At 71.8% G+C, this 16,992-nt stretch carries 12 protein-coding genes; 8 read left to right on the top strand and 4 right to left on the bottom strand.

What is annotated here, in order from left to right:
• Positions 1-23: 23 nt before the first annotated feature.
• From E4U91_RS20250 to E4U91_RS20220, 7 genes are all read left to right on the top strand, one after another.
• Complete coding sequence (locus E4U91_RS20250) at positions 24-962, top strand: M56 family metallopeptidase (protein ID WP_137308166.1); 939 nt, start codon at positions 24-26, stop codon at positions 960-962.
• Positions 963-1,272: 310 nt separating this feature from the next.
• Complete coding sequence (locus tag E4U91_RS20245) at positions 1,273-2,061, top strand: GntR family transcriptional regulator (RefSeq protein ID WP_067240493.1); 789 nt, start codon at positions 1,273-1,275, stop codon at positions 2,059-2,061.
• A gap of 144 nt (positions 2,062-2,205) precedes the next feature.
• The gene (locus E4U91_RS20240; RefSeq protein ID WP_067240494.1) at positions 2,206-2,433 is read left to right on the top strand and encodes a 4Fe-4S dicluster domain-containing protein; all 228 of its coding nucleotides are present in this window, start codon (positions 2,206-2,208) and stop codon (positions 2,431-2,433) included.
• Positions 2,434-2,447: 14 nt separating this feature from the next.
• Positions 2,448-3,806, top strand: a complete 1,359-nt coding sequence (locus E4U91_RS20235) for an ABC transporter substrate-binding protein (RefSeq protein ID WP_422070906.1) — start codon at positions 2,448-2,450, stop codon at positions 3,804-3,806.
• Positions 3,803-4,741 (top strand): ABC transporter permease, encoded by a 939-nt coding sequence (locus E4U91_RS20230; RefSeq protein WP_137308165.1) that lies wholly within the window; start codon positions 3,803-3,805, stop codon positions 4,739-4,741. The genes E4U91_RS20235 and E4U91_RS20230 overlap by 4 nt, the downstream gene beginning before the upstream one ends.
• Positions 4,725-5,537, top strand: coding sequence for an ABC transporter ATP-binding protein (locus E4U91_RS20225; protein ID WP_137308164.1), 813 nt, complete (start codon positions 4,725-4,727; stop codon positions 5,535-5,537). The genes E4U91_RS20230 and E4U91_RS20225 overlap by 17 nt, the downstream gene beginning before the upstream one ends.
• 11 nt (positions 5,538-5,548) lie before the next feature.
• On the top strand, positions 5,549-8,428 hold the full coding sequence (locus tag E4U91_RS20220) for a fumarate reductase/succinate dehydrogenase flavoprotein subunit (protein ID WP_137308163.1): 2,880 nt from the start codon (positions 5,549-5,551) through the stop codon (positions 8,426-8,428).
• A 199-nt stretch (positions 8,429-8,627) separates the two neighbouring features.
• Here E4U91_RS20220 and recQ read toward each other — a convergent pair whose 3' ends face one another.
• Complete coding sequence (gene recQ, locus E4U91_RS20215; protein WP_168218268.1) at positions 8,628-10,637, bottom strand: DNA helicase RecQ; 2,010 nt, start codon at positions 10,635-10,637, stop codon at positions 8,628-8,630.
• Between the two features lie 465 nt (positions 10,638-11,102).
• Between recQ and E4U91_RS20205 the strand changes: the two genes are divergently transcribed.
• A complete protein-coding gene (locus tag E4U91_RS20205; RefSeq protein WP_137308162.1) occupies positions 11,103-11,693 on the top strand; it encodes a hypothetical protein in 591 nt (196 codons plus the stop codon).
• Positions 11,694-11,796: 103 nt separating this feature from the next.
• Here E4U91_RS20205 and nuoN read toward each other — a convergent pair whose 3' ends face one another.
• Genes nuoN through nuoL form a run of 3 tightly spaced genes read right to left on the bottom strand, consistent with a single transcriptional unit; the run spans position 11,797 to position 16,984 of the window.
• Entirely contained in the window at positions 11,797-13,446 is a 1,650-nt protein-coding gene (gene nuoN / locus E4U91_RS20200; protein WP_137308161.1) for an NADH-quinone oxidoreductase subunit NuoN, read from the bottom strand.
• Positions 13,443-15,014: an NADH-quinone oxidoreductase subunit M gene (locus E4U91_RS20195; protein ID WP_137308160.1), complete on the bottom strand. Its 1,572-nt coding sequence runs from the start codon at positions 15,012-15,014 to the stop codon at positions 13,443-13,445. The genes nuoN and E4U91_RS20195 overlap by 4 nt, the downstream gene beginning before the upstream one ends.
• A 5-nt stretch (positions 15,015-15,019) precedes the next feature.
• On the bottom strand, positions 15,020-16,984 hold the full coding sequence (gene nuoL / locus E4U91_RS20190; RefSeq protein ID WP_137308159.1) for an NADH-quinone oxidoreductase subunit L: 1,965 nt from the start codon (positions 16,982-16,984) through the stop codon (positions 15,020-15,022).
• Between the last annotated feature and the right edge of the window lie 8 nt (positions 16,985-16,992).

The following is a 16,992-nucleotide window of genomic DNA, read 5'->3' as shown; positions in this document are numbered from 1 at the left end:
CGACCGGATCCGGAGCCCGTGGCATGACCGTCTGCCTGCTCCTGCTGAGCGCCGTCGCTCTCATGGCCGCCTGGCCGGTCCCCCGTGCCCTCACGCGCGCGTCCTGGCCGGAACAGGAACCGGTCGTCGCCCTCTGGGTCTGGCAGTGCCTGGTCGCCACGGTGCTGCTGTGCTGTCTGACGGCCCTGACCCTGGGCACCGCCGCCGTCTTCCACACCGTCCGCACCCAGGTCTTCGCACCCGCGCCGCCCGGTGTGGCCGAGGCGTACGACCTCACCACCGCCCCGGTCTGGGCCGCCACCCTCACCCTGCTGCTGGCCTGCGGAGCCGCTTGGACCACGGCGATGCTCGCCCGCGAACTCATCGAGGCCCGCCGTCGGCGCGGCCGGGCCCGGGCCCACCTGCGCGAGCGGGCCCCCGATCTGCCCGGCGGTCTGCCGTCCGGCCGTGGCCCCCTGCTGGTCCTGGAGGACGAGTACCCGGACGCCTGGTGGCTGCCCGGCAGCCCGCCCCAGCTGATCGTCACCACCGGTGCGCTGCACCGCCTCACCTCCCACCAGCTCGACGCCGTCCTGACCCACGAACGCGGCCACGCCCGCGCCCACCACGACTGGCTGCTGCACCTGTCGACCGCCCTGGCGACGGGCTTCCCGCGCGTGCCGCTCTTCGCCCACTTCTGCGACCAGACCCACCGCCTGGTCGAACTCGCCGCCGACGACACGGCCTCCCGCCGCTGCGGCCACCTGACCACGGCCCTCGCCCTGATCGAGCTGAACCAGCACCGGGGCGTCCTGTCCTGCGCCAACAGCCACCGCCTCCTGGGGGAGCGCGTCGACCGGCTGCTGGAGCCCCCGCCGCGGCTGGGCCGCCGCCACCGTGCCCTGACGACGACCGTGGCGTCCCTGGTCCCCCTCCTCCCGCTGCTGATCACCTTCGCACCGGGACTGACGGCACTGACCTGAGCTGGGCCGTACTGCCCTCTCATCCGAGGCCGAGCGGGCGGCCACCGGTCCGCGCGCGCTTGAGGGTGCCAGCCACTCTGCCGAGGAGCAGCACGGGTGCGGCGGGAGTCTTCGCCGGCACGAGCCGAGTCGGGCTGTGCCGGTGGCGCCCGACGCGGTCCGTGCCGGTGTGGCACAAGTCCCGCCGGCAGTGGCAGATCTTGCCGCCATCAGGAAGAAACCGCAGATCAGCGCGCCTGTCGACCTACCGTCAGGTGGCGCAACACTTCCGCAACACCCCTTTTCCTAGCGTCTCGGTATGGTTCCAGCCATGCCACCCACCGACCGCATCCGGGACCACGCCGGCCAGGGCGCGACCACCGTCGCCGCCCACCGTGCGCGGCGCAGGCTGCGCGCGGATCGGGCACGCCAGCTCGCCGACCTGCTCCGCCGCCAACTGCTCACCGACGGCTTCGGGTCCGGCACGCTCCCCCATGAATCGCTGCTCGCCACCGACTACCGCACCTCCCGCAACACCGTCCGCGAAGCGCTCGACCTGCTGCGCTCCGAGGGCCTCGTCGACCGCCTGCCGGGCGTCGGCACGGTGGTCGTGGCCCGCAAGTACCCCCATGGGCTCGACCGGCTGATGGGCCTGGCCGAGACCCTCCACGAACACGGCCGCGTCACCAACGAGGTCCGTACCGTGGGCCCGGTGTCGGCACCGGCCCCCGTGGCCGACCGGCTTCACCTCCCGCCCGGCGCGGACGTCCTCTACATCGAACGCCTGCGCCGCCTGAACGGCCTCCCTCTCTCCCTGGACCTCACCTACATCCCCCTTGACCTCGGCACCGCCCTGCTCGGCGCCGACCTCGAGAACACCGACGTCTTCCGCCTCCTGGAGTCGATCACCGGCCGTCCCCTCGGCCACGCCGACATCACGCTGGAGGCCGTGAACGCCGACGCCCACTCCGCCGCCGTCCTGGAGGCACCGCGAGGCGCCGCCGTCCTGATGTTGGAACGCCTGACGCACCTGGCCGACGGCCGGCCCGTCGACCTGGAGTTCATCCGCTTCCGTGGCGACCGCATCTCGATGAGCGGCCTGCTCCACCGCACCGCCTGATCCCGACCGTTCTCATCTGCCCGTCCCCGTCCGTCAGTTCTTCCCGGCGCGCTGTCGGCGCCTGCACTCCTTCATCGTTCGGCGGGACCTCGTCGGTTCACGACCGGGCGGACCAATTCGGGAATTCCTTCTCTGGAGACCGCCATGCCCTTGGTGCCCCAGCGGGCCGACGTGCCCGTGACCATCGACGAGTCGAAGTGCATCGACGGCTGCACCCTCTGCGTGGACATGTGCCCGCTGGACTCGCTGGCCATCGACACCGACAGCGGCAAGGCGTACATGCACGTCGACGAGTGCTGGTACTGCGGCCCGTGCGCGGCCCGCTGTCCCACTGGAGCCGTCACGGTCAACATGCCCTACCTGCTCCGGTGAAAGGTCTCCCCGTCATGTCCCGAACGTCCCTGCATCGCACCGCGGTCGCCACCGCCACCGCCACGCTGCTGCTTGCGCTGTCCGCGTGCGGCGGCAGCGCGGCGGCCGGCGACGGCGGCACGATCACCGTGACCGTCGGCTACCAGTCGAAGACCATCAACACGGTCACCGCCGGCACGCTGCTGCGCTCCCTCGGCTACTTCGAGAAGCAACTGAACGCCCTGGGCGACGGGCACGACTACAAGGTCGTCTGGCAGGACTACGCCACCGGCGCCCCCATCACCGCCCAGATGACCGCCGGGAAGATCGACATCGGCTCGATGGGCGACTTCCCGCTGCTCATCAACGCGGCTCGCGGCAAGCAGCTCGGCCGCCCCACCCACCTGGTGTCGGTCACCGGCTACAACCTGCGCGGTGGCCTCAACACCATCGTCACCGCCCCCGACTCCAAGCTGACGTCGCTGAAGGACCTCAAGGGGAAGAAGGTCTCCACGAGTGTCGGCTCCGCGGCCGACGGGACGCTGGTGCGAGCGCTGAAGCGCGCGAACATCGACGCCGACACGGGCATCGAGAAGCTCAACCAGCAGCCTGCGGTGGGTGCGTCGGCCCTCTCGGCCGGCAGCGCCGACGCGCTCTCCCAGTTCGTGGCCTGGCCGGGACTCCTCGCCTACCAGGGCAAGGCGAAGGCCCTTTACGACGGCGCGGAGCTGGACCTGCCCACCTTCCACGGCGTCACCGCCCGCCAGGACTTCGCGAAGAAACGCCCGTCCGTGCTGGAGGCGTTCCTGAAGGCCCAGGCACAGGCCACCGACTACCTGAACGCCCACCCGGTCGCAGCCGCCGAAAAGGTCGCGAAGGCCACCCGACTGCCCGCCGAGGTCGTCTACCTCTACAACGGTGCTCACGGCATCTCGACCTTCGACCCGGCACTCAAGCCGCAACTCGTGTCGGCGCTGAAGGAGGACGTGTCGATCCTGAAGGCGGCCAAGCTCACGGGCGATGTGGACGTGGACGCGTTCGTCGACGACCAGTACGTGAAGAAGGCGCTCGGCGCGACGTACGCGCAGAAGCTCTCCGCCGCTCCCCCGGCGGCCGCGAGCGAGGTCTGGCCCAAGGGCGCCGACCGGACGCAGGCCTTCGCCTCGCCCACCGCGCTGCTCTCCTACCTGTCCGCACACCGCGACGGTGTCCGCGCCGCCTACGTCCCGGACGCCACCACCGGCACTCTCTGGTTCGCCGACAAGGCGGTCTGGGTCGCCGACGGCGAGCACCTGCTGCCCTTCGTCGCCCCGTCCACCGCCCAGGCCTATGCCGACGGCCACAGCGGCGCGCGGGTCGTCACCTACAGCGAGGCACTGGAGGCGGCCTCATGACCCGCCACGCACTGCGCCGGTATGCGCTCCGCCTCGCCTCGCTGGTCACCGCCCTGGGGCTGTGGCAGCTGCTCACCGGCCTCGACGTGGACATCTGGCTGCGGTTCTCGCAGTTCCCCACCGTCACCGACGTGGCTCACGCGTTCGCCGGCCGTCTCACCGGCAGCGACTACTGGACCGATCTCACCGACAGCCTGACCCGCATCCTGGCGGGCTTCCTGCTGGCCGCCGTCCTGGGCGTGGCCGTGGGCGTGCTCGTGGCGCGCTCGCGGCTCGCCGAGGACCTGCTCGGCCCGGTCCTGGAGGTCGTCCGGCCGATCCCCGCGATCGCCCTCGTCCCGGTCGCGATCCTGCTTTTCCCCTCCAACGAGCAGGGCATCGTCTTCATCACCTTCACCGCCGCCTTCTTTCCCGTGCTCGTCTCCACGCGGCACGCGGTCCGTGCGCTCACCCCCGTCTGGGAGGAGGCGGTGCGCACGATGGGCGGCGGCAGGTGGCGCATCCTGGGCTCGGTGGTCCTGCCCGGCGCACTGCCCGGCATCTTCGGCGGGCTGTCGGTGGGCATCGGGGTGTCCTGGATCTGTGTGATCTCCGCCGAGATGATCTCCGGCCAGTACGGCGTCGGCTACCGCACCTGGCAGGACTACACGGTCGTCGACTACCCGGGCGTGTTCGTCGGCATGGTCACCATCGGCGTCCTCGGCTGGGTCACTTCCACGGCGGTGGAGCTCCTCGGCCGGCGGTTGACGCGGTGGCTGCCCCGCACCTCGTACGTGCCCGGTGGTCGATCCCGCTCCGCGATGCTCCCCGCCCCCGCCTCCGCCCGCGTACCGGTCGTGGTGAAGGCCGAGGGCGACTCCCAGTACCAGTCCGATGCCCAGCAGCAGGGCAGCGGCGAGACCGAGCAGGAGGCGCGTGATGAGCACCTCGTCTGAGACCACCGCACCGGCGGCCGTCCCGGCGTCGACCTCGGCTTCCCGGGCCGCAGGCGCAACCGCACCCGGGGCCGGGCTCCGCTTCGACGCCGCGGTGCTCGGCCGTCCCGGTGCTCCCGTGCTGCACGACGTCACCCTCGACGTCCGGCCCGGGGAGATCCTCACCGTCGTGGGCCCGTCGGGCTGCGGGAAGTCGACGCTGTTGCGGACGCTCGCCGGGTTGCTGGCCCCGCTGGCCGGGTCGGTGGAGCAGGACGGCAGGCCGTTGACCGGGCCGTCCGCCGACCGGGCGCTGGTCTTCCAGGAGGACGCGTTGTTGCCCTGGCGCACCTTGCGCGGCAACGTCGAGCTGCCGCTCGCCATCCAGGGAGTCCCGCGCTCCGAGCGGCGCGAGCAGGCCGGTTCCTGGGTCACCCGGGTCGGGCTGGACGCGCAGGCGAAGCAGTTGCCGCACCGGGTGTCGGGCGGGCAGCGCCAGCGCGCCCAGCTGGCCCGCGCCCTGGCCGGTGCCCCGCGTGCCGTCCTCATGGACGAGCCGTTCGGCGCGCTCGACGCCCAGACCCGTTCCGGCATGCAGGACCTGCTGGTCGAGGTGTTGCGCGGCACGGGCGCGACCGTCGTCTTCGTCACCCATGACGTGGACGAGGCGCTCTTCCTCGGCGACCGCGTCGCCCTGCTGGCCGCCGGCCGTGTGGCGTCCGTGCGTGACGTACCGCGCCCGCGCGACCGCGGAGCCCTCGACGACCCGGCCCGCGTGGCCCTGCGCCGCGCCGTCCTCTCCTCGCTCGGCACCTGAAAGGTCCCCCGGTGACCCCTCCCGTGAACGCCCCCGTGCCCGCCGCCCCCGCGATCCCCACCCTCGCCGACGCCGAGGAACTGACCTGCGACGTCCTGGTCATCGGCGGCGGGACCGCCGGCACCATGGCCGCCCTCACCGCCGCCGAACACGGCGCGGACGTCCTGCTCTTGGAGAAGGCGCACGTCCGTCACTCGGGCGCGCTCGCCATGGGCATGGACGGGGTCAACAACGCGGTCGTCCCCGGCCGGGCCGAGCCCGACGACTACGTCGCCGAGATCACGCGCGCCAACGACGGCATCGTCGACCAGTCCACGGTGCGCCAGACGGCGACCCGCGGCTTCGCCATGGTCCAGCGACTGGAGTCGTACGGGGTCAAGTTCGAGAAGGACGAGTTTGGCGCGTACGCGGTCCGCCAGGTGCACCGCTCCGGCTCGTACGTACTGCCGATGCCGGAAGGCAAGGACGTCAAGAAGGTCCTGTACCGGCAGCTTCGGCGTCGTGAGATGCGGGAGCGGATACGCATCGAGAACCGGGTGATGCCGGTGCGCGTGCTGACGGCCGGGGGCGCGGCGGTGGGCGCGGCGGGGTTCAACACCCGTACCGGGGCGTTCGTCACCGTCCGCGCGGGCGCCGTGATCCTGGCGACCGGCGCCTGCGGCCGCCTCGGTCTGCCGGCCTCCGGATACCTGTACGGGACGTACGAGAACCCGACCAACGCCGGTGACGGTTACGCCATGGCCTACCACGCGGGTGCCGAGCTGACCGGGATCGAGTGCTTCCAGATCAATCCCCTGATCAAGGACTACAACGGGCCCGCGTGCGCCTACGTCGCCAATCCCTTCGGCGGCTACCAGGTCAACCGGCACGGCGAGCGCTTCGTCGACTCCGACTACTGGTCCGGGCAGATGATGGCCGAGTTCGCCGCCGAGGTCGCCAGCGACCGCGGCCCGGTCTACCTGAAGCTCAGCCACCTGCCCGAGGAGTCGGTCTCCGCCCTCGAGTCCATCCTGCACTCCACCGAGCGGCCCACCCGCGGCACCTTCCACGCGGGCCGGGGGCACGACTACCGCACCCATGACGTCGAGATGCACATCTCCGAGATCGGTCTGTGCGGCGGGCACTCCGCTTCCGGCGTCCGCGTCGACGACCACGCCCGTACGACCGTCCCGCGCCTGTACGCGGCCGGTGACCTGGCCTGCGTCCCGCACAACTACATGATCGGCGCGTTCGTCTTCGGCGATCTGGCCGGTGCGGACGCCTCCCGGTACACGGCCTACGCAGGGGAGCTGCCGGCCGACCAGCTGCACGAGGCGCACGAGTTGATCTACCGCCCGCTGCGCAACCCGGACGGCCCGCCGCAGCCCCAGGTCGAGTACAAGCTGCGCCGCTTCGTCAACGACTACGTGGCCCCGCCGAAGTCGGGCGCCCGCCTCTCGCTCGCGCTGGAGGCCTTCGAGCGGATGCGCGACGACATCGCCGCCATGGGCGCCCGCACCCCGCACGAACTGATGCGTTGCGCGGAGGTCACCTTCATCCGTGACTGCGCCGAGATGGCCGCCCGTGCCTCCCTGGCCCGTACGGAGTCCCGTTGGGGCCTCTACCACGACCGGCTGGACCACCCCGAGCGTGACGACGTCTCCTGGTTCCACCACCTCGACCTGCACAAGTCCCCCTCCGGTGCCATGGAGTTCACGGCTCGTCCCGTGGCTCCCTACCTCGTGCCGGTGGACGGTTTCGCTCCCACCGGCGGCCCATCGCGTGCGCTCGGCGAGGTCCGCGCCGAGGACGTGGCGACCGCGGGCTCCCGGGACGTCGCCCCGGTCGCCGCTCGTGCCGCCACGAGCGGAACCCCCGACGACACGCTGGTTCCCGAGCCCGTCGGCACGGGTCATTCCAGCCAAGCCGTGTCGGTCTCCGCCCCGGGGGCGAGCGCCCTCGCCTCCCCCGCGCCGACCGCACCGGCGTCCGACCGACTCCTCGCGCTGATCGCCCTCGCCGACGAGCAACCCGAACTCGATGCCCTGCGCCCCTACCTGTCCGACCCCGACCCCGCCGTCCGGCGCGAGGCCGTCGCCGTGCTGACCGAGACGGTGCCCGTGGGAACCGGGCCCGCCCTCGCCGCCGCCCTGCGCGACCCCGCGCCCGAGGTGCGCGCTGCCGCGGCCGCTTCCCTGCGCGAACTCGTCGAGACGCTTCCGCCCGAACCCGCCCTGGGCGACGGACTGGCCGCCGCGCTGGCCGAGTCCGGTCCGGCCGCCGACCCCGCCGTAAGGGCCGCCGCGCTGGACGTCCTGCGGGCGCTGCGGTGGGGCGACACCGCCCTGTTCGCCCGCTCGCTGTCCGACGCCGACACGGCCGTACGGATCGCGGCCGTTCGCGCCCTGGTCTCCGTCGACGCCGTCGACGCCCTGGCCACCGCCGCTCCCGCCGACCCGTCCCGTGAGGTCCGGGTCGCGATCGCCAAAGCCCTCGCCACGGTGACGACCGACCGGCCGGCCACGAAGGACCGTCACGGCCCCGCGCCCGTTGTCCTGAGCGCCCTGATCGCACTCGTCGACGACCCGGACGCCCTGGTGCGGGCCGCCGCCTACGGCGCGCTCGGCACCACCGGCTGCCCGGCACCCCTCGCCGCCCGTGCCGTCGCGGCCTTGTCCGACCCCGCCTGGCAGGTACGGTCCGGGGCGGCCACCGCACTGTCCTCGGCGGACCCCGACACGGCCGTACCCGCCCTCGCCAAGGCCCTGGCCGACGTGAACGCCGACGTCCGCAAGGCCGCGGTGCTCGCGCTGACCCGGCACCGCGAGCTGCCCGAAGCGAGGGCGGCCCTCGCCACGGTCAGGTCGGACTCCGACGCGGACGTCAGGGCGTACGCCTCCCGCGCGCTGTGACACGAGGGGCGGCCGACGGGCGGTGGTCAGCGGAGGGCCGTTCGCCGGACAACTGGGCCGCCGGGACCATGGCGGCGGCCCACAGGCTGCGGCGCCCCGAGCGCCCGTCCCGCCCAGGCTCCGCCGGGCGACGCGCCCTACGCGCCCCACGCGCCCAGTCCGCCCGAGGGCTCCGTCGCCCGGCGCCCCGGTCCGCCCCCTATATCCAGTCGTCGGGCTCCGGCTCCGCGTCCATCTCCGGCCAGTCGTCCGCCGCCGGGTCACCCTGGGCGGCCGCCTTGCCGCCACCCGCTTCCCCGTCGTCCGGCGTCCCGCCCAGCCCGGCCAGGACCCCGATCACGCCCTCGCCGTACGTCACCAGCTTCTTCTCGCCGACCCCGCTGATGCCGCCGAGCTGGGCCACCGACGTGGGCCAGGCGGTGACGATCTCCCGGAGGGTGGCGTCGTGGAAGATGACGTACGCCGGGACGCCCTGCTCGCGGGCCTGCTCGGCGCGCCAGGCGCGCAGTGCCTCGAAAGCGGGGAGCAGGCTCTCCGGCAGTTCCGGGACGGCCGTCTTGGCCTTGCGCTCGCCCCGGCCCGACGAGGACCCCGCCTTGGCGCTGGTGGGCCGCTTCGGTTCCTTGCGCAACGGAACCTCGCGCTCGCGCCGCAGCACCGAGCCGCTGGCCTCGGTCAGCACCAGGGTGCCGTAGTCACCCTCGACGGCGAGCAACCCCTGGGCCAGCAGCTGCCGGACCACTCCGCGCCATTCGGCTTCGCTGAGCTCCTGGCCGATGCCGAACACGGACAGCTGGTCGTGGTCGAACTGGATGACCTTGCCCGTGCGCTTGCCCAGCAGGATGTCGACGATCTGGACGGCGCCGAACTTCTGTCCCCGCTCGCGCTGGAGCCGCACCACCGTCGACAGCACCTTCTGGGCGGCGACGGTGCCGTCCCAGGTCTCCGGCGGGGTGAGGCAGGTGTCGCAGTTGCCGCAGCCCGCCTCACCGGGCTCCTGCCCGAAGTAGTTGAGGAGCTGGCCCCGGCGGCACTGGGCCGTCTCGCACAGGGCCAGCATCGCGTCCAGGTGGGCCTGGGCGCGGCGGCGGAACGCCTCGTCGCCCTCTCCGGACTGGATGAGCTTGCGCTGCTGGATGACGTCGTTGAGGCCGTAGGCCATCCAGGCCGTGGACGGCAGGCCGTCGCGTCCGGCGCGGCCGGTCTCCTGGTAGTAGCCCTCGACCGACTTGGGCAGGTCGAGGTGGGCGACGAACCGCACGTCCGGCTTGTCGATGCCCATGCCGAACGCGATGGTCGCGACCACCACCAGGCCCTCCTCACGGAGGAACCGCGCCTGGTGCCTCGCGCGCGTGCCCGCGTCGAGACCCGCGTGGTACGGCACCGCCTCGATGCCGTTGCCGCTGAGGAATTCCGCCGTCTTGTCGACGGAGTTGCGCGACAGGCAGTACACGATGCCCGCGTCGCCCGGGTGCTCCTCGCGCAGGAAGCTCAGCAGCTGCTTCTTGGGGTCGGCCTTCGGCACGATCCGGTACTGGATGTTGGGCCGGTCGAAGCTGGCCTCGAAGTGCCGGGCCGTCGGCATGTCGAGCCGCTGGGTGATCTCCTGGTGCGTCGCGCGCGTGGCCGTCGCGGTGAGCGCGATGCGCGGGACGTCCGGCCAGCGCTCGCCGAGCAGTGACAGCGCCAGGTAGTCGGGGCGGAAGTCGTGGCCCCACTGGGACACGCAGTGCGCCTCGTCGATCGCGAAGACGGAGATCTTGCCGCGGGAGAGGAGGTCCAGCGTGGAGTCGAGGCGCAGCCGCTCCGGCGCCAGGTACAGCAGGTCCAGCTCGCCGGCCAGGAACTCGGCCTCGACGACCCGTCGCTCGTCGAAGTCCTGGCTGGAGTTGACGAACCCGGCGCGCACGCCGAGGGCCCGCAGCGCGTCCACCTGGTCCTGCATCAGCGCGATCAGTGGGGAGACGACGATGCCCGTGCCGGGTCTGACCAGGGCCGGGATCTGGTAGCACAGCGACTTGCCGCCGCCGGTCGGCATGAGGACGACCGCGTCGCCGCCCGCCACCACGTGGTCAATGATCGCTTCCTGCTCACCGCGGAAGGCGTCGTACCCGAAGACCCGGTGCAGCGTGGCCCGCGCCTCGCTGCTCCCGTCCGCCGTCGGCATGTCCACTTCGGTCATCACACCCGTCCCGCCCGTCCCGCCCATCGCCTCGTCCCCCGTACGTCGTCCCTCGACCACTGCGTCCACCATAGGGGCCGGGACCGACAGCGTCGGAGTTATCCACAGGCTGCGCATCCGATCACCTGCCCGACGGCCCGCCCCTCACCCCGCCGGAACCCGTCTCACCTGGTCCACCTGGTCCACCCGACCCGCCCGGCCCACCGCCCCACCGGGCCCACCCGCCCCACCGAACAGCCGGCCACCCGATCGACGCACAGGGCGGTCAACCCATCGGCCGCCCCGCCTGGCACCCCCCGTACCCCGAGGACATGCTGACCGAGCAGGGCAGCGGCGGGAGCCCCACGCACCCGTCGCCGCCCGGCACGCAACGCTGCCCGGTACCGCGCCCTCTCCCCGTACTCCGAGCGTCCACCAGCGCCCAACTCCGCCGCTCTCCCGCACCCTTCCTCCCCCTCCCCCCACACCAGACCCCGCCCCGAGGAGTCCCCCATGCCCGTCCGGCTCGCCAAGACCGTCCTCACCCTGGCCGCCTCGCTCGCCCTCTCCCTGCCCGCCGCCTCGTCCGCCCTCGCCACCGCCCCGGCCCACGGCCACCCCGCCGAACGCGGAGCGCACGGGCGGGCCGCGAGCCCGGATCCCGGCGCGCTGCTCCCGCTGACGAAGGCGTACGGGGCGACCATGAAGTACCGGTCCGTGCCCCGCGCGCTCGCCGACGGCTACGAGGAGCATCTGTGCATGGCCCGCGACGAGGGCGGGATGGGCTTCCACTACTTCAACGAGGCGCTGTTCGGTTCCCTGGACCCCGCGAAGCCCGCGGGTCTGCTCTACGAGGACGACGGCCGGGGCGGCCGCCGGCTCGTCGGCGTGGAGTGGGTCGTCCCGGTCGACGCCGCCGGCACCACCCGACCGCGGCTGTTCGGGCAGGACTTCCAGGGCCCCATGGACGGGCACTACCCGGGCATGCCGCGCCACTACGACCTGCACGCGTGGCTGTACAAGCACAACCCGAAGGGCACCTTCGCCCAGTGGAACCCCCGGGTGATGTGCCCGACCACCTCCTCGAGCACGACTCACAGCTGACCCGGCACTCCCGCATCACGCCGAAGGGCCCCGGCCCCTCCGAAGAGGAACCGGGGCCCGGCCGCCGTACGAGTCGTACGGCCGCGCGGCACTCAGCCGTGCCTCACCGCACGAAGACTCCCGCCTGGCCCGCCAGGTGCAGGAAGTACTGCGGTGCCACACCCAGCACCAGCGTGACCGCCACGCCGACGCCGATCGCCGTCATCGTCAGCGGTGAGGGCACCGCGACGGTCGGGCCCTCGGGCCGCGGCTCGCTGAAGAACATCAGCACGATCACGCGGATGTAGAAGAACGCTGCGATCGCCGACGAGATCACACCGACCACGACCAGCGGACCGGCACCGCCCTCCGCGGCGGCCTTGAAGACGGCGAACTTGCCCGCGAAGCCGGACGTCAGCGGGATGCCCGCGAAGGCCAGCAGGAACACCGCGAACACGGCCGCCACCAGCGGCGAACGCCGGCCCAGCCCCGCCCACTTGGACAGGTGGGTCGCCTCGCCGCCCGCGTCGCGCACCAGGGTGACGACGGCGAAGGCGCCGATCGTCACGAAGGAGTACGCGGCCAGGTAGAAGAGGACGGACGACACACCGTCCGGGTTGGTGGCGATGACGCCCGCGAGGATGAAGCCCGCGTGCGCGATCGACGAGTACGCCAGCAGCCGCTTGATGTCGGTCTGCGTGATCGCGACGATCGCACCGCCGAGCATGGTGATGATCGCCACCCCCCACATGACCGGCCGCCAGTCCCAGCGCAGGCCCGGCAGCACGACGTACAGGATCCGCAGCAGGGCGCCGAAGGCGGCGACCTTGGTGGCGGCGGCCATGAAGCCGGTGACGGGGGTCGGGGCGCCCTGGTAGACGTCGGGCGTCCACATGTGGAAGGGCACCGCGCCCACCTTGAACAGCAGGCCCATCACGATCAGCGCGGTGCCGATGAGCAGCAGCGCGTCGTTGCCCATGGTGTCGGCGAGCGCCGGGTCGACGGTGGTGAGGGTGCCGTCGACGACCTGGGAGATCGTCGCGTAGGACACCGAGCCCGCGTACCCGTAGAGCAGGGCGATGCCGAACAGGGTGAACGCGGAGGCGAACGCGCCGAGCAGGAAGTACTTCACCGCGGCTTCCTGCGACATGAGCCGCTTGCGGCGGGCCAGGGCGCACAGCAGGTACAGCGGGAGGGAGAAGACCTCCAGGGCCACGAACAGCGTCAGCAGGTCGTTGGCCGCCGGGAAGATCAGCATGCCCGTGACCGCGAAGAGCAGCAGCGGGAACACCTCGGTGGTGGTGAAGCCGGCCCTCACGGCGGCCTTCTCGCTGTCGCTGCCGGGCACGGAGGCGGCCTGCGCGGCGAAGGAGTCGACGTGGTTGCCGTGCGCCTGCGGGTCGAGCTTGCGCTCGGCGAAGGTGAACAGGCCGACCAGCGCGGCCAGCAGGATCGTGCCCTGCAGGAACAGCGCCGGTCCGTCGACCGCGACGGCGCCCATGGCGGCGATGTGCGCCTTGGTGGTGCCGTAGCCGTCGGCCGCGAGCGCGACGACCGCCGCGAAGGCGGCGCACAGGGCCACGACCGACACGAACAGCTGGGCGTAGTAGCGGGACTTGCGCGGCACGAACGCCTCGACCAGTACTCCGACGATCGCCGCGCCCACGACGATCAGGGTGGGCGACAGCTGCCCGTATTCGATCTTCGGCGAGTCGATCTTGGTGATCGGACCGGCCGCGGTTGTCCACAGGCTGTGGACGGCTACTGCGCTCACTTGGCCGCCTCCACCTCGGGCTTGGGGTCGCTCTTGTGTACGTCGGACATGGTCTGCTTGACCGCCGGGTTGACGATGTCCGCGACGGGCTTGGGGTAGACGCCGAGGACGATGAGCAGGACGACCAGCGGCCCGACGACCAGCAGCTCGCGCATCCGGAGGTCGGGCATCGCCGAGACCTCCGGCTTGACCGGGCCGGTCATCGTCCGCTGGTACAGGACGAGGGTGTAGAGCGCGGCCAGCACGATGCCGAGGGTGGCGACGATGCCGATCGCCGGATACCGGGTGAACGTGCCGACCAGGACCAGGAACTCGCTGACGAACGGTGCCAGGCCCGGCAGCGACAGCGTCGCGAGGCCACCGATCAGGAACGTGCCGGCGAGGACCGGGGCGACCTTCTGCACGCCGCCGTAGTCCGCGATGAGCCGCGAGCCGCGCCGCGAGATCAGGAAGCCGGCGACCAGCATCAGCGCGGCCGTGGACAGGCCGTGGTTGACCATGTACAGCGTCGCGCCGGACTGCCCCTGGCTGGTCATCGCGAAGATGCCCATGACGATGAAGCCGAAGTGCGAGATCGACGCGTACGCCACCAGCCGCTTGATGTCGCGCTGTCCGACGGCGAGCAGCGCGCCGTAGATGATGCTGATCACGGCGAGGACCAGGATGACGGGCGTCGCCCACTTGCTGGCCTCCGGGAAGAGCTGGAGGCAGTAGCGGAGCATCGCGAAGGTGCCCACCTTGTCGACGACCGCCGTGATGAGCACGGCGACCGGGGCGGTGGCCTCACCCATGGCGTTGGGCAGCCAGGTGTGCAGCGGCCACAGGGGCGCCTTCACCGCGAAGGCGAAGAAGAAGCCGAGGAACAGCCAGCGTTCGGTGTTGGTCGCCATGTCGAGCGAGCCGTTGGCCCGCGCCTGGGCGATCTCCTGGAGGCTGAAGTTCCCGGCGACCACGTACAGCCCGATCACCGCGGCCAGCATGATCAGGCCGCCGACGAGGTTGTAGAGGAGGAACTTCACGGCCGCGTACGACCGTTGCGTCGACGCCACCTGCTCGCCGTGCGCGTGGGCCCGGTCCCCGAAGCCGCCGATGAGGAAGTACATCGGGATCAGCATGGCTTCGAAGAAGATGTAGAAGAGGAAGACGTCGGTGGCCTCGAAGGAGAGGATCACCATCGCCTCGACGCCGAGGATCAGCGCGAAGAAGCCCTGGGTGGGCCGCCACCGCTTGCTGCCGGTCTCCAGCGGGTCGGCGTCGTGCCAGCCCGCGAGGAGGATGAACGGGATCAGCAGGGCGGTCAGCGCGATCAGCGCGACCGCGATGCCGTCGACGCCCAGTTCGTAGCGCACCCCGAAGTCCGCGATCCAGGCGTGCGACTCGGTGAGCTGGTAGCGGTCGCCGTCCGGGTCGAAGCGCACCAGGACGGTGATCGCCAGGGCGAGCGTGCCCAGTGAGAAGAGCAGCGCGAGCGCCTTGGCGGCGTCGCGGCGCGCGGCCGGTACGGCAGCCGTGGCGATCGCCCCGATGGCCGGGAGCACCGCCGTCGCTGTCAGCAGAGGAAAGGACATCGGTATCAGACCGCCCTCATCAGCAGGGTCGCGGCGACCAGGAGGGCCGCACCGCCGAACATCGAGACCGCGTACGACCGCGCGAAGCCGTTCTGCAGCCTGCGCATCCGCCCGGACAGGCCGCCGACGGAGGCCGCCGTGCCGTTGACGACGCCGTCGACCAGGGTGTGGTCGACGTAGACCAGGGACCGGGTGAGGTGCTCGCCGCCGCGCACCAGGACCACGTGGTTGAAGTCGTCCTGGTACAGGTCGCGGCGGGCGGCCCGGGTGAGCAGCGACCCGCGCGGGGCGACGGCGGGGACCGGGCGGCGGCCGTACTGCGCGTACGCGATCGCCACGCCGATCACCAGGACCGCCATGGTGGCCAATGTGACCGTGAGGGCGCTGACCGGGGAGTCGCCGTGCTCGTAGCCGGTGACGGGCTCCAGCCAGTGCAGGAAGCGCTCGCCGATGCTGAAGAACGCGCCGGCGAACACGGACCCGACGGCCAGCACGATCATGGGGATCGTCATGACCTTGGGCGACTCGTGCGGGTGCGGCTCGCTGTGCTCGCCGCGGGTCTCGGCGGCGGGCTCCACGCTGGGCCGGTCCGGCGACGGCGTCGGGGCGTTGCGCCAGCGCTCCTCGCCGAAGAACGTCATCAGCATCACGCGCGTCATGTAGTAGGCGGTGATGGCCGCGCCGAGCAGGGCGCAGGCGCCGAGGATCCAGCCCTCGGTGCCGCCCTTGGCGAACGCCGCCTCGATGATCTTGTCCTTGGAGAAGAAGCCGGACAGGCCCGGGAAGCCGATGATGGCCAGGTAGCCGAGGCCGAACGTGATGAACGTGATCGGCATGTATTTGCGCAGACCGCCGTAGCGGCGCATGTCGACCTCGTCGTTCATGCCGTGCATCACCGAGCCGGCGCCGAGGAACAGCCCGGCCTTGAAGAAGCCGTGCGTCACCAGGTGCATGATCGCGAAGACGTAGCCGATCGGGCCGAGGCCCGCCGCCAGCACCATGTAGCCGATCTGCGACATGGTCGAGCCGGCCAGCGCCTTCTTGATGTCGTCCTTGGCGCAACCGACGATCGCACCGAACAGGAGCGTGACGGCACCGACGACGGTGACGACCAGTTGCGCGTCGGGCGCGGCGTTGAAGATCGTGCCGGAGCGGACGATCAGGTAGACGCCGGCGGTGACCATGGTCGCCGCGTGGATGAGCGCGGAGACCGGGGTCGGGCCCTCCATGGCGTCGCCGAGCCAGGACTGCAGCGGTACCTGGGCGGACTTGCCGCAGGCGGCGAGCAGCAGCATCAGGGCGATCGCGGTGAGCTTGCCCTCGCCGGCGCCGCCGACCAGCCCGGGGTCCTCGTGGGTGCCGAGCACCGGCCCGAAGGCGAAGGTCCCGAAGGTGGTGAACATCAGCATGATGGCGATCGACAGGCCCACGTCGCCGACGCGGTTGACGAGGAACGCCTTCTTCGCCGCGGTGGCCGCGCTGGGCTTGTGCTGCCAGAAGCCGATGAGCAGGTAGGAGGCGAGACCGACGCCCTCCCAGCCGACGTACAGCAGCAGGTAGTTGTCGGCGAGGACGAGCAGCAGCATCGCCGCGAGGAACAGGTTGAGGTAGCCGAAGAAGCGGCGGCGCCGCTCGTCGTGCTCCATGTACCCGACCGAGTACAGGTGGATCAGCGATCCGACGCCCGTGATGAGCAGGACGAACGTCATGGACAGCTGGTCCAGGCGGAAGGTGACGTCCGCCTGGAAGCCCTGGACCGGGATCCAGGTGAACAGGTGCTGGACAAGCGTGCGGTCCGCGGTGTCCTTGCCGAGCAGGTCGCTGAAGAGGATCAGGCCGAACACGAAGGACACGGCCGACAGGAGCGTGCCGATCCAGTGGCCGACGGCGTCGAGCCGACGGCCGCCGACCAGCAGGACGGCCGCTCCGAGCAGGGGCGCCGCGATGAGCAGCGCGATCAGGTTCTCCACGTTTCTTC

It is taken from the genome of Streptomyces lasalocidi (genome assembly GCF_005280215.1).
In the GTDB taxonomy this organism is placed as follows: domain Bacteria; phylum Actinomycetota; class Actinomycetes; order Streptomycetales; family Streptomycetaceae; genus Streptomyces; species Streptomyces longwoodensis.
Note: the sequence above shows the minus strand (reverse complement) of the source record. Positions and strands in the feature narration are given on the sequence as shown.

Excerpts from the sequence above, each read along its gene's own strand:
- E4U91_RS20250 (WP_137308166.1), top strand. The coding sequence starts at position 24 with ATGACCGTCTGCCTGCTCCTGCTGAGCGCCGTCGCTCTCATGGCCGCC.
- E4U91_RS20245 (WP_067240493.1), top strand. The coding sequence starts at position 1,273 with ATGCCACCCACCGACCGCATCCGGGACCACGCCGGCCAGGGCGCGACC.
- E4U91_RS20240 (WP_067240494.1), top strand. The coding sequence starts at position 2,206 with ATGCCCTTGGTGCCCCAGCGGGCCGACGTGCCCGTGACCATCGACGAG.
- E4U91_RS20235 (WP_422070906.1), top strand. The coding sequence starts at position 2,448 with ATGTCCCGAACGTCCCTGCATCGCACCGCGGTCGCCACCGCCACCGCC.
- E4U91_RS20230 (WP_137308165.1), top strand. The coding sequence starts at position 3,803 with ATGACCCGCCACGCACTGCGCCGGTATGCGCTCCGCCTCGCCTCGCTG.
- E4U91_RS20225 (WP_137308164.1), top strand. The coding sequence starts at position 4,725 with ATGAGCACCTCGTCTGAGACCACCGCACCGGCGGCCGTCCCGGCGTCG.
- recQ (WP_168218268.1), bottom strand. The coding sequence starts at position 10,637 with ATGGGCGGGACGGGCGGGACGGGTGTGATGACCGAAGTGGACATGCCG.
- E4U91_RS20205 (WP_137308162.1), top strand. The coding sequence starts at position 11,103 with ATGCCCGTCCGGCTCGCCAAGACCGTCCTCACCCTGGCCGCCTCGCTC.
- E4U91_RS20195 (WP_137308160.1), bottom strand. The coding sequence starts at position 15,014 with ATGTCCTTTCCTCTGCTGACAGCGACGGCGGTGCTCCCGGCCATCGGG.